The following is a 12,531-nucleotide window of genomic DNA, read 5'->3' as shown; positions in this document are numbered from 1 at the left end:
GTCGCCGCACGCTAGTTGCTCGCACCCGGGCTCATGAGGCGGGCTGCGCCCCGGCCGGTCCGCGCGTGGGTCGGAGCCCCGCCGGGAGCAGTCGCCGCTCCCCGAACGTGAAGGCACGTTCGCACAGCAGCGTCAGCAGCGCGACGAGGATGGCGCCGGCGAGCACCTCGATGTCACCTCCGCTGCGGAGACGGGCGAAGCCGCTGATGATGTAGACCCCCAAGCCGCCGGTGCGGCCGGTGACGACCGCCCCGAGAGCGACCGTCGCCACGACCTGCACGAAGGCGATGCGCAGCCCGGCGAGCAGGACCGGCATCGCCGCCGGAAGTTCGACCCGACGGAGCAGCTGCGGTTCGGTGTACCCCATGCCGCGGCCGGCTTCGACGAGCGCGCGGTCCACATCGGCGACGCCGATGTAGGCGTTGGTGAAGATGGGTGGCAGCGCCAACAGGACCATCGACAGCACCAGAGGCCAGAAGACGATGTCCCAGCCGCGGGTGATCCAGGCGACGGCGAGGAAGATGATGACGCCGAAGCTGGGGATCGCCCGTCCGATGTTGACGACCGCGTTGGCCAGGAACTCGGCACGGCGGCGGTGACCGAGCCATAACGCGAGGGGAAGGGCGGCGCCGGCAGCCATCAGCGTCGCCGCCACGGACAGCCAGAGGTGCTGCAGCGTCCGCGCCGGTACGCCCCGCGGGCCGGACCAGTTCGCCCCGTCGGTGAACCACGCGACCACGTCGGTGAGCAACTCCACGTCAGCCCCCTACAACGCCGTGGCGCGGCGACGCCAGGGGGTCATGAGCCGTTGTGCGAGCAGGAGGGTCACGTCGAGCACGGCCGCGAGGAGCACGGCCCCCACGGTGCCGACGATGATCTCGGTGGGGAACGGGATCGAGCGGGCGCGCAGACCCGAAAGGATCATCCCGCCCAGCCCCCCATACCCGATGAGCGATGCGACGGTCACCAGTCCCACCGTCGTCACGGTGGCGATGCGGACCCCCGCGATGATCACCGGCAACGCCAGCGGCATCTCGACCCGCCACAGCACCGCCCGGTTGCTGTAGCCCATGCCGCGCGCGGCCTCGACCACGTGTGCGTCCACGCCCCGCAGTCCCGTCACGATGTTGCGGACCAGTATCAGGAGCGTGTAGGTCACCAGGGGGATCACGGCGCTGGTCAGCGACAGACCGAAGAAGGGCACGAGGAGGGCGAACGCCGACAGGCTCGGGATGGAGTACAGGATCCCGGCCGCGCCGGTGACCCACCCGTAGAGACGCTCGTTGCGCAGGCTGAGGATGCCGAGCACCAGCGAGAGCACGAACCCGATCCCGACGGCGAGGAAGGTCAGCAGCACGTGCTCGCGCGTCGCTTCGGCGATGTCGTCGAGGTGGTCGATCACCCAGTTCCAGCGGAAGAAGGGCTGTCCGGTCTGCGCCAGGGTCACCGGATCAGCTCCGCCCCGACGTGGTCGACGAAGAGCATGCCGACGTAGGTATCGCCGTCGCACACCACGGCCACGTTGTTCTGGGTGGTCACGATCGCGTCGAGGGCCTCGCGCAGCGACGCGTCCGCCTGGATCGACGCGGCGAACGGGCGCAACGGCAGATCGGCGAGGTCGTCGACGCCCTGGAGATCGGTGCCCCAGGCCCAGCCGAGGGCACGCCCGTCGGAGCTGGTGACGCCGAACCAGTCGACGCCGTAGGCGTTCATCGCGCGGCGGGCAGCTGCGGCGCCGTCGTCCGCGTGCACGACCGGACCGTGGTCCAGATCCAGATCTCGCACCGGGAGCAGCGCCAGACGGCGGAGTCCGCGCTCGGAGCCGAGGAAGGCCGCGACGAAGTCGGTCGCGGGCTTGGCGAGGAGCTCGGCGGGCGGGGCGAACTGCTCGAGGCGCGCCCCGATGTTCAGCACCGCGATGCGGTCACCGAGGCGGATGGCCTCGTCGATGTCGTGGGTGACGAACACGATCGTCTTCTGCACCTGGTGCTGCAGCTGCAGCAGCTGCTCCTGCAGCCGGGCCCGAACGAGCGGATCGACCGCCCCGAAGGGCTCGTCCATCAGCAGCACCGGCGGGTCGGCCGCCAGCGCTCGTGCGACACCCACGCGCTGGCGCTGGCCACCCGACAGCTCGGAGGGGAAGCGGCCGAGCATGGCCGGATCGAGGTGCATGAGCTCGATCAGCTCGTCGACGCGTGCCTGGATGCGGCCCTCGTCCCACCCCAGCAGCTCGGGCACGGTCGCGATGTTCTGGGCGATCGTGCGGTGAGGGAACAACCCGATCTGCTGGATGACGTAGCCGATACGGCGGCGCAACTCGTGGGGTGGTGTCGCGAGGACGTCCTCGCCGTCGATCTGGATCGAACCCGAGGAGGGCTCGACGAGCCGGTTGATCATCTTGAGCGTGGTCGTCTTCCCGCACCCCGAAGGCCCGACCAGCATCACGATCTCGCCCTGCGGCACCTCGAGGTCGAGAGCGTCCACCGCGGGTGCGGCGGCGCCGCGGAACCGTTTGGTCACGCCTTCGAGACGGATCATCGTGGAGGACACGCACTCCAGCCTAGGCCACCCCTCCTACACCCAGCGTGTGCATCCGGACCCGGTTAGCGGGTCGGCCTGCACCCACTCGGGAGCGGACGGATGCGGTGCCTCACCCGGAGTTCCGTAGCCTTGCCGGTCTGTGACCACCACCACCGAACCAGCCGTGTTCCGCAGGGGCCTGCAGGTCCTGGCGCTCGCGATCCGGACCGAGCCTCGCGCCTTCGCCCTGGGCACCGCGGGGACGGTCCTGTACGCCCTGGCGACGGTCGGCGGGTCGGTCGTGCTCGGACGGGTGACCGACCGCGTGGTCCTCCCCGCGTTCGAGGCTGGCGAGGTGGGCCGTGCGTCACTGGCCATCGGCGCGGCGGCCATCCTCATCGTGGCCGCGGTGCGGGCCCTGGGGATCCTCGGCCGGCGCTACGGGGCGTACCTGATGCAGTACCGGCTCCAGGCGGTCTTCCGTCGCCGCGTCACGCGTCAGTACCTCGCCTTGCCGATCGAGTGGCACCGTCGCCACACGACGGGGGAGCTGCTGTCGGTCGCGAACGCCGACGTCGAGTCGGCCTTCTTCACGATCGCCCCGCTGCCGATGGCCATCGGCGTCGGTGTCATGCTGCTCGTGACCGGTGTCCTGCTCGTCCTCTCCGACCTGTTCCTCGCCGCCGTCGGCTTCACCGTCGGCCCGTTGCTCGCCTACCTCAACTGGAACTACCAGCGACGCATGGCGGTCGTGGCCACCGCGGCACAGGAGCTGCGCTCGGACGTCTCCAACGTGGCCCACGAGAGCATCGACGCCGGACTGGTCGTCAAGGTCCTCGGACGCGAGACCGACGAGACCGAGCGGTTCCGCGACCACAGCGACGACCTCCGCGACCGGATGGTCGAGCTCGGGCGCCTCCGTGCCAGGTTCGATCCGCTCGTCGAGGCGCTACCCAACGTCGCCATCCTGCTCGTGCTGCTGGTCGGGGTGTGGCGGGTCCAGAACAGCGATCTCACGCCCGGCGATCTGGTGCAGTTCGCCTACCTCTTCGGTCTGCTCGCGCTCCCGATGCGGGTGTTCGGCTGGCTCCTCGGAGAGTTCCCCCGTTCCGTCGCCGGCTGGGAGCGGGTCGAGCGCGTGCTCGACGCGTCGGCGTACCAGCGCTACGGGGAGGCGTCCGGCGGTGGGGGAGGAGGAGCCGCCATCGACCTCGACCGCGTGCGCTACCACCACCCCGTGTCCCGCGGAGATGCCCCGCCTCCGGCCGACGAGGACGAGCACACCCGCGGTGTCGAGGACATCAACTTCGACATCGCCCCCGGTCGGACGATCGCGGTCGTGGGCCCCACCGCATCGGGCAAGTCGACGGTCGCGCAGCTGCTGGTCCGACTCGTCGACCCCGACCGTGGCGAACTGCGCTACGACGGCGCGGCGCTCGACAGCTTGGCGCGCCCCGCCCTCGCCCGCGACATCGCGGTGGTGTTCCAGGACTCGTTCCTGTTCGACGACACGGTCCGCAACAACATCACCCTCGGCGAGGACGTCGATGACGCCCGTGTCGTCGAAGCCGCCCAGCTCGCCCAAGCCCACGGGTTCATCTCACGGCTCCCACAGGGGTACGACACACCGGTCGGCGAGCGTGGGGCAACGCTGTCAGGTGGTCAGCGGCAGCGTGTCGCCCTGGCTCGCGCGCTGGTGCGCGGGCCTCGTCTGCTGATCCTCGACGACGCCACGTCCTCGGTGGACTCTGCGGTCGAGGCCGCGATCCTGAAGGGGCTTCGAGAGAGCGAGCTGCCCGCCACCGTCATCGTGATCGCGTACCGCCGGGCCACGGTGGCGCTCGCCGACGAGGTCGTGTTCGTGCGCGGCGGACGCGCGTCGGCCCGGGGTTCCCACGACCGCCTGCTCGAGGAGGTACCCGAGTACGCCGAACTGCTGACCGCGTACGACCACCGTGAGGGCGACGCAGCATGAGCGAGCGACGCCAGGACGAGGACCGGACCGCGACCGAGGGCGCGTGGCACACCGCGATGCGCGGGCTGCGGCTCAGCCCGGAACTCCGCATCGGTCTGCCGTTGACCCTGACCTTCGCTCTGGTGGCGACGGCGGGGCGCGCCATCGTGCCCATCGCGGTGCAGGTCACCATCGATCGTGGGCTCGGCGGCGGCGCGGGACCGGTCGATATCGGCGCCACGCTGCGGCTCGTGCTCGTGGCTGGCGTCGCCGTGGGCCTGACCGCGCTGTTCGCTGCCGCCATGAACACGCGTCTGGCCAAGACCGTGGAGACCGCCATCTCCAACCTCCGGGTCCGCGCGTTCCGCCACATCCACGACCTGTCGATCCTCCACCAGGGCACCGAGCAGCGGGGCGCGCTGGTGTCCCGCGTGACCAGCGATCTCGACCAGATCAGCCGGTTCTTCCAGTGGGGAGGCCTCAACCTCATCACGAGCACCGGTCAGGTCATCGTCGCGACGGTCGTGATGTTCGTGTACTCGTGGCAGCTCACGCTCGTCGTGCTCGTGTCCTTCCTGCCCTTCGCGCGCATCGTGCGCTGGTTCCAGCTGCGCCTGAACCGGCTCTACGACCACGTTCGACGGGCCATGGGCTCGATGCTCGGCGCGCTCGCCGAGAGCGTCGTCGCGGCGCCGGTCGTCAAGGCCTACGGCGTCGAGCAGCGCACCGAGTCCCGCGTCCACGACGCCATCGGGGAGTACGAGGACGTCGCAGTGCGGGCCGGCTGGTTCTCCGCTGCCCTGTCCGGGACGGGCGAGCTGTTCGCGTCGACCGCGACCGCGGCCGTCGTCGTGGTCGGGGTGGTGCTCGGGGTCGACGGCTCGCTGAGCGCGGGCACGCTGACAGCGTTCTTCTTCCTCGTCACGCTCTTCGACCACCCGGTGAGGATCCTGTCCGAGACCATCAACGAGGCTCAGACGGCGGTCGCGGGGTGGCGGCGGGTGCTCGACATCCTCGACCTCGAGCCCGACGTGGCCGATCCTCCCGACGGCGTGGCTCTGCCCGACGGCTCCCTCGACATCCGCTTCGAGGAGGTGTCGTACGCCTACCCGCGTCCGGAACCGGGAGCCGGGCCCGTGGGGTGGCACGCCGCGCCCCTCGGACCGCGGGTGCTGCGCGACGTCGACGTGATGATCCCGGCCCACACCGAGCTCGCGGTCGTCGGGGAGACCGGCTCCGGTAAGACCACCTTCGCCAAGCTGCTGACCCGGCTCATGGACCCGACGAGCGGGCGCGTCACCATCGGCGGTGTCGACGTCCGCGACGTGCGCTTCGACAGCCTGCGGCGCCGCATCGTCATGGTGCCCCAGGACGGCACACTGCTCGACCGCTCGATCGCCGACAACGTCGCGATGGGGCGCCCCGGGATCCGGCGCGACGAGATCGGCGAAGCGTTCACGACGCTGGGTCTCGACGACTGGCTCTCGGGCCTCGACCGGGGTCTCGACACGCCGGTGGGTGAGCGGGGCGGGGCGTTGTCCGCGGGCGAGCGCCAGCTGGTGGCGCTGGTCCGCGCCTACGTCGCGGATCCCGACATCCTCGTGCTCGATGAAGCCACGTCGGCGGTCGACCCTGCGACCGAGGTCCGGCTCCAGCGCGCGCTGCGGCGTCTCGCCGAGGGACGGACGACGGTGACGATCGCCCACCGGATGGCGACCGCGGAGAGCGCCGACGAGGTGCTCGTGTTCGACGACGGACGGCTGGTCCAGCGCGGCAGGCACAGCGACCTGGTCGCGGCCGAGGGACCCTACGCGCGTCTGCACGCGAGCTGGTCGGCGGGGCGACCGTCCGCCGCGTAGAGCGTCGGTGTACCCATCCCGGTGCCAGATGGCACCGGAACCGGGACACCGATCGGTTCAGTCCGGGCGAGCGGGCGGAGGCGTCGGAGGCGTCGCGGCGCGGAGGACGGCGATCTCGTCGCGCAGCGCCCCGACCTCCGCGCGCAGGGCGGCGACCTCCGCACGGAGCTGCTCGACCTCCGAGGTCCCGCCGTCGGTGGCTGCCGATCGTGCCTCGGCTCCGTCGACGTCGTCCCCGAGGAGGTGGCGGTAGCGTGGCTCCTTCTGGCCCGGCTGGCGGGGAAGGCGTTCGACGAACGGTCCGAGGTGGTGCGACGCGAGGCGTTCGAGCGTGGCGTCGACCTCCTCGAGCGAGCCGAACGGGTGGAGGCGGTCGCTGCGTGTGCGGATCTCACCGACCGTCTGTGGCCCACGTAGCACCAGGAGCGCAAGGGTCGCGAGCTCCGGGGCGCCGATCGACAACGCCTCGTCGAGGAGGTGTTCGTACTTGGGTGTCCGCGAACCGCGGGCGAACAGCGTGCGCACGAGCTGCTGCTCGCGCAGATCGCGCAGCCCCTCCTCGACCTGCGTCTCGTCGTAGTCCACCACCGGGTCGCGTCCGGTCGACTGGTTGGTGGCGTTGCGCAGGGCGTTCAGGGACAGCGGGTACTGCTGCGGTGTGGCGAGCGCCTTCTCGATGAGGGCGCCCAGCACGCGCTGCGCTCGAGGTGACAGCCGCACCGTCCCCAGGCTCCGGTCGGACTGGACGAGGCTAGCCCTCGCTCCCAGCGGGGAGCGTGGGAGGGACGATCGGCACCAACGGGCTGTCGCGCTCGGTCGGTCCCTCGGACGGGGCCTCGGTCGGTGTTCCCGACGGCTCCGGTGTCGGTTCGGTCGTCTCTGCCATCGGCGACGGCCTCTCGTCCGGACCCGGGCGCGATCCACGGACGATGTCGAGCAGCGGACCGAGCGGATCCGGCAGCACGCTGGCGGTCCCGCGGGTGCAGCCGGCGGGCGGCTCCGGCAGCGTGCGTGGTGACACCGACGGTCGGGGCACCGGCCGCGACGGCGTGCGCCTCGGTGTGGGCTCGGAGGAGGCGGCCGCGGTCGGGGCCGTTTCAGTCGAGCCGGTCTCGGTCGGGCCAGGGTCGGGCGGGGCGGGGTCGGTCGGGGCGGTCTCGGTCGCGGCGGAAGCAGGCTCGTCCCCGGGTGGCCAGCTCCGCAGCCGGTCCAACAGAGGAGCGGCGAGCTGCTGGTCGAGCACCTGAGCGGCCGCTCGTCCCATCCGGCGCCCCGCCGTGGGCAGCACGTAGCTCTCGACCCGCCCAGCCGCGACGTCGGAGAACGTCCGCGCCAGGTCGAGCAGGTCGCCCATCCCGAGAGCCGCGTCGAACGTCAGGTCGTTCGCGGCGCGGATCAGGTCGGGGATGTCGCCGACTATCCCTGGCCCCCGTACCTGCTCCCAGGCCGCGGCGAGCAGCTGTCGCTGACGTCCCGTGCGGTGCAGGTCCGAGGCGGACCGGTCGGTGACCCACGCATCACGCGAGCGGGTGAGGGTGTGTCGTGATCGTGCGTACGCCAGCGCCGCTGCCCCGTCGAAGCGCCAGCACCCCGCCCGGGGCACGTAGAGGTTGGCGTAGAGGTCGGCCAGGGGCCGCTCGACCGCCAGCGCGACTCCTCCGATGCCGTCGACGAGTCGAGCGAACGACGCGAAGTTCACCCGTACCACGTGGTGGACCGGAAGACCCGTCACGGCGGCGATGTCGTCGAGGAAGGCCTGCAGTCCGTGCCGCGCGAAGGTCTCGTTGATGCGGTGCCCCCGGTCGAACAGCCACAGGTCGCGGGGGACCGAGACGAGTGCGGCCTGTCGCGTCGCGGGATCGGTCACGAGCAGCAGCACGGTGTCGGTCAGCAGGTCTCCGCCCCGCTCCTCGAGGTCGTTGATGCGCAGACGGCGGGCCTCCTCGCGGGAAACGCCCGTCGATCCGGTCGAGAAGAGCACGAACACCTTCACGTGTTCGCCGAGGTCGAGTTCTGACGCGACCGGGATCTCGGTGGCGGCGGCGGCTCGAGGGGATGGCACCGCCCCGAGGTCGAGGCCCTCGAGCCGCTCGGGTCCGACCGCGTTCCACCACAGCATGGGTGCCCCGAGCAACGTGAGTGCGACCACCGCCCCCACGATCGCGCGTCGTCGATGGACGTAGCGGGGCTCGCGGCTCCGTGACCGCCAGGTCTCGAGTAGTTCCATCACTGGGTCGCGACCGCTACCGCTGCCTCACCTTCCGGATCGACGAACGGTTCGCCGTCGACATCGACGACCACGCGGTGCAGCACCCCGTTGAACCGGAACGGGCTCGCGTAGTCCTCGACCACCGCGAGGATGCCGTCGTAGCCCACGGTGAGGCCGTGTCCCACCAACGACCAGCGGATCGGCGTGTAGAAGTCGATGTCGCCGTGCGCCACGACGGCATCGTCCACGACGAGCCGCACCGTGCCGCGGTTCTCGTGTCCCGCCTGCTCGTAGCGGTAGCCAACGGTGTGAGCGCCGGGGCCGAGTCCCAGCGGGGCGCTCACCCGGTCCTCGTGGTGCCCCGACAGGTTGTGAACGTAGGTCAGCGCCCCGTCGCGGACGAACAACGTCCAGCCCCCGAGGATCGAGCCCTGCGCGATCAGGACGCCCTCGGCGCCTCCGTCGGGCCACTCGATGTCGGCGGTGACCTGGTGGCTGCGGTTCTTGAGGTTGACGGCGGCCGCCTCCGGCACCATCCCGGCGTGGGGCGCGTAGACGTAGCGCGAGCGGGGCGGCAGCCCGTCGGGGCGGTCGAGCACGAGATCCGACAGCGGTCGGTCGTCCAGCGGAAGCACCTGGTTGCGTTCCGCTTCGTCCCACCACCGCTGCACCATCGCGCGCAGCCGCTCCGGCTCGGCGGCGGACAGGTCGTCGAGCTCCGTCGGATCGGTGCGCAGGTCGTACAGCTCCCACGGCTCCTCGTCGAACGACCCCGGGGGCTGCATGAACGCGTGGTAGGTGACCGCCTTCCAGCCCTCGTGGTAGATCGCGCGGCACCCGAACATCTCGTAGTACTGGGTCGTCCTCACCTCGGCCGCGTCCGCGTCGTCGAACGTCGAACGGAAGCTGACGCCGTCCAGCGACGACTGTGCCACGCCGTCGATCGCTTCGGGCGGCTCGATGCCCACGGCGTCGAGGATGGTGGGAGCGAGGTCGATGGCGTGGACGTACTGGCGCCGCAGCTGGCCCCGCGCCCCGATGCCAGCGGGCCAGTGCACGATCAGCGGATCGGCGACCCCGCCCTCGTGCGTCTCGCGCTTCCAGCGTCGGAACGGGGTGTTGCCGGCGACGGTCCAGCCCCACGGGTAGTTGTTGTGCGCGCGCGGGCCGCCGATGTCGTCGATCCGTTCGAGTGCGTCGGCCGCGGTCCGTGGCAGCGCGTTCCACTGCATCACGTCGTTCAGGCTCCCCTCGGGACCACCCTCGGACGAGGCGCCGTTGTCGCTGAGCACCAGCATCAGCGTGTCGTCGAGCTCGCCGGCCCGTTCGAGGTGCGCGATCAGCCGTCCGAGCTCGTGGTCGGTGTGGCTCAGCATCCCCGCGAACGCCTCCATGTAGCGCGCGTACACCAGGCGCTCGTCGTCGGACAGGTCGGCCCAGGCGGGGACGTGGTCGGGGCGAGGGGACAGGCGCGTGCCCTCGGGCAGGACACCGGATGCGATCTGACGGCCCAACGCCGCGTCGCGCCACGCGTCCCAGCCCGCGTCGAACTCCCCGCGGTAGCGCTCGATCCACTCGCGTGGTGCTTGGTGGGGCGAGTGGCACGCGCCGGTCGTGAGGTAGAGGAAGAAGCGCTTCGCAGGGTCGACCTGTCGGAGGTCGGACAGGAACTCGATGCTGCGGTCGACGAGGTCGCCCGTCAGGTGGTAGCCGTCCTCGATCGACGCCGGCGGTTCCACGAAGTGGTTGTCGTGCACGAGCGCGGGAGCGAACTGGTGGGTCTCGCCGCTGAAGAAGCCGTAGAAGCGCTCGAAGCCCCGTCCCAGCGGCCAGCGCCGTCGCGTCGCCCCGAGGTGGGTCTCGTCGTCGGGTGTGAGGTGCCACTTGCCGACGGCGTACGCGGCGTAGCCGTGGGGGACCAGCGTCTCGGGCAGCATCCCGTTCTCACGCGGGATCATCGCGGTGTAGCCCGGGAAGCCCGTTGCGAGTTCGATGATCCGACCCATGCCGTTGCGGTGGTGGTTGCGGCCGGTGAGCAGCGCTGCTCGGGTCGGGGAACACAGCGCGGTGGTGTGGAAGTTGGTGTAGCGCAGGCCGTTCGCGGCCAACCCGTCCATCACCGGGGTGTCGATGTCGGAGCCGAAGCACCCGAGCTGACTGAATCCGACGTCGTCGAGCAGCACGACGACCACGTTCGGGGCGTCCTGTGGCGGTGACGGTCGCGCTGGCCACCACGCCTCGGACTCGTGGTAGTACCGTCCGATGGTGCCGCCGAACCCGACCACGTCGACCCTCCCGCGTCGGAGGAACGCTAGTAGACGGGTCGTGGCGATCTCCGTGCTCGTCCTGACCGTGCTCATCGCCGGGGGCTGGTGGTACCTGCGACCGATCGCCCCGGTCGTGACCGGGTACGCCGCGAAGATGCTGTGCTCTGGTGTGTTCGTGTCGGAGCGCCCGCCCGATGCGGTCGAGCACGACTTCCCCGGCAACCCGCTGGTGCCGTTCCTGCGCACCTCGATCGACGAGGCGTCCGGTCGCGTCGACGCCGATCTGCTCGGTGTGTGGGGATCGACGGCGTGGTTCACGCCGGGCTACGGCTGCACCCTGGCGGAGGAGCGACCCGACCTGCCACCACCGACGTCGGTCGACCTGGCACGGTCCGGTGTTCCGTGGCCCTTCGGGGACGCAGGACCGGCGTCCGTACCGGCGGAGCTCGACGCGGCGATCGACGTGGCGTTCGACGAGGATGACGACGAAGGTCGGATCAAGGACACCCGCGCGGTGGTCGTCCTCCACGACGGTCGGCTCGTCGCCGAGCGCTACGCGGAGGGGATCGAGCCCGACACACCGTTCATCGGCTGGTCCATGACCAAGAGCGTCGCCAACGCGCTGACCGGACGCCTCGTCCGCGAGGGCGTCATCGAGATCGACCAGACCGATCTTCTACCCGTGTGGACGACCGATGATCGCCGCAACATCTCGGTCGAGCACCTGCTCCACATGGCCACCGGCCTGCAGTTCGAGGAGGTCTACGACCCCGGGACCGACGCGACGCGGATGCTGTTCCGTGCCGGCGACACCGGCGAGTACGCGGCGTCCAAGCCGCTGGAGGCTCCGCCTGGGTCACGGTGGCACTACTCGAGCGGTAACACCAACATCCTCTGCGACGTCTTGCACCGTGAGGCGGACGCCGACGCCGATCTCGTCCGCGAGCTGATCTTCGCCCCGCTCGGCATGCACACGGCGGTGCTCGAGCCGGACGCGGCCGCTGACCCGGTGTGCTCGTCCAACCTGTACGCCTCGGCGAAGGACTGGGCCCGGTTCGGCCAGTGGTTCCTGCAGGACGGCTTCTGGAACGGTGAGCGGCTCCTGCCCAACGGCTGGGTCGCCTACTCGACGTCCCCCGCACGGCTCGACACGGGGGAGACGCCGTACGGGGCGCACTGGTGGCTCAACAGCGGACCCGACGGGACCCGCCGGATGCCGTCGGTCCCGCCCGATGCCTACTGGGCCAGCGGCAACGAGGGTCAGCAGCTCGTGGTCGTGCCGTCCGCGGAGCTGGTCATCGTTCGCCTCGGTCGCAGCGCCGACTTCGACGGCATCGCCTGGGGCCTCGAGGAGCTCGTCGCCGGCGTCATCGCCGCGGTCGTGTCGTGACGACGTACCTGCTCCTCGCCATCGCGCTCGCGCTCATCGTGTACATGCTGGTCGCCGTGGTCGTCGCCCGCAAGAGCCTCCGCTGGAACCTCCGACAGGGTCGATCGCGCCGATCTGCGCGCTGGATCGCGATCGGTGCCGGACTCATCTGGCCGCTGACCATCTGGTTGTGGGAGGCGGAGTGGCTGACGACCGGGCGACGGAGTTGGCGGGGCGACCGGTAGCGTCTCGTCGATGTACGTGATCCGGTGCCATCTCGCACCGCATCACCGACATCGACCCTGGGGCTGGTTCTGTCACGGCACTATCGTCGTGTGGATGGGTGGCGATAC

10 protein-coding genes are annotated in these 12,531 nt (G+C 70.8%); 4 read left to right on the top strand and 6 right to left on the bottom strand.

The annotated features are described in order from the left end of the window. Positions 1–31: 31 nt before the first annotated feature. Genes KY469_12250 through KY469_12240 form a run of 3 tightly spaced genes read right to left on the bottom strand, consistent with a single transcriptional unit; the run spans position 32 to position 2,538 of the window. Positions 32–757 (bottom strand): ABC transporter permease subunit, encoded by a 726-nt coding sequence (locus KY469_12250; GenBank protein ID MBW3663863.1) that lies wholly within the window; start codon positions 755–757, stop codon positions 32–34. A gap of 9 nt (positions 758–766) precedes the next feature. After that, entirely contained in the window at positions 767–1,402 is a 636-nt protein-coding gene (locus KY469_12245; GenBank protein MBW3663862.1) for an ABC transporter permease, read from the bottom strand. Positions 1,403–1,443: 41 nt separating this feature from the next. Further along, positions 1,444–2,538 (bottom strand): ABC transporter ATP-binding protein, encoded by a 1,095-nt coding sequence (locus KY469_12240; protein MBW3663861.1) that lies wholly within the window; start codon positions 2,536–2,538, stop codon positions 1,444–1,446. A 166-nt stretch (positions 2,539–2,704) separates the two neighbouring features. Between KY469_12240 and KY469_12235 the strand changes: the two genes are divergently transcribed. Both KY469_12235 and KY469_12230 read left to right on the top strand, forming a co-directional pair. Then, the gene (locus KY469_12235; GenBank protein MBW3663860.1) at positions 2,705–4,495 is read left to right on the top strand and encodes an ABC transporter ATP-binding protein/permease; all 1,791 of its coding nucleotides are present in this window, start codon (positions 2,705–2,707) and stop codon (positions 4,493–4,495) included. Beyond that, positions 4,492–6,333 (top strand): ABC transporter ATP-binding protein/permease, encoded by a 1,842-nt coding sequence (locus KY469_12230; GenBank protein ID MBW3663859.1) that lies wholly within the window; start codon positions 4,492–4,494, stop codon positions 6,331–6,333. Before KY469_12235 ends, KY469_12230 begins: the two co-directional genes overlap by 4 nt. A gap of 57 nt (positions 6,334–6,390) precedes the next feature. On the opposite strand, the gene KY469_12225 is transcribed toward KY469_12230, so the two are convergent. From KY469_12225 to KY469_12215, 3 genes are read right to left on the bottom strand one after another with little or no spacing between them, the layout of a single operon-like run. Then, positions 6,391–7,053: a YceH family protein gene (locus tag KY469_12225; protein ID MBW3663858.1), complete on the bottom strand. Its 663-nt coding sequence runs from the start codon at positions 7,051–7,053 to the stop codon at positions 6,391–6,393. A gap of 31 nt (positions 7,054–7,084) precedes the next feature. Beyond that, positions 7,085–8,560 carry an LCP family protein gene (locus KY469_12220; GenBank protein MBW3663857.1) on the bottom strand — a complete coding sequence of 492 codons (1,476 nt, stop codon included), beginning with the start codon at positions 8,558–8,560 and terminating at the stop codon, positions 7,085–7,087. After that, the gene (locus tag KY469_12215; protein ID MBW3663856.1) at positions 8,560–10,902 is read right to left on the bottom strand and encodes an arylsulfatase; all 2,343 of its coding nucleotides are present in this window, start codon (positions 10,900–10,902) and stop codon (positions 8,560–8,562) included. Before KY469_12215 ends, KY469_12220 begins: the two co-directional genes overlap by 1 nt. Between KY469_12215 and KY469_12210 the strand changes: the two genes are divergently transcribed. Continuing rightward, positions 10,868–12,199: a beta-lactamase family protein gene (locus KY469_12210; protein MBW3663855.1), complete on the top strand. Its 1,332-nt coding sequence runs from the start codon at positions 10,868–10,870 to the stop codon at positions 12,197–12,199. The genes KY469_12215 and KY469_12210 overlap by 35 nt on opposite strands. Then, on the top strand, positions 12,196–12,423 hold the full coding sequence (locus KY469_12205; protein MBW3663854.1) for a hypothetical protein: 228 nt from the start codon (positions 12,196–12,198) through the stop codon (positions 12,421–12,423). The genes KY469_12210 and KY469_12205 overlap by 4 nt, the downstream gene beginning before the upstream one ends. Positions 12,424–12,531: the final 108 nt, after the last annotated feature.

The organism is Actinomycetota bacterium, from assembly GCA_019347575.1.
Lineage (GTDB): Bacteria > Actinomycetota > Nitriliruptoria > Nitriliruptorales > Nitriliruptoraceae > JAHWKY01.
This window is presented reverse-complemented; position numbering and strand designations above follow the sequence as displayed.

Coding starts and splice junctions, on each gene's coding strand:
- KY469_12220 (MBW3663857.1), bottom strand. CDS start 8,560: ATGGAACTACTCGAGACCTGGCGGTCACGGAGCCGCGAGCCCCGCTAC.
- KY469_12230 (MBW3663859.1), top strand. CDS start 4,492: ATGAGCGAGCGACGCCAGGACGAGGACCGGACCGCGACCGAGGGCGCG.
- KY469_12215 (MBW3663856.1), bottom strand. CDS start 10,902: ATGAGCACGGTCAGGACGAGCACGGAGATCGCCACGACCCGTCTACTA.
- KY469_12240 (MBW3663861.1), bottom strand. CDS start 2,538: ATGATCCGTCTCGAAGGCGTGACCAAACGGTTCCGCGGCGCCGCCGCA.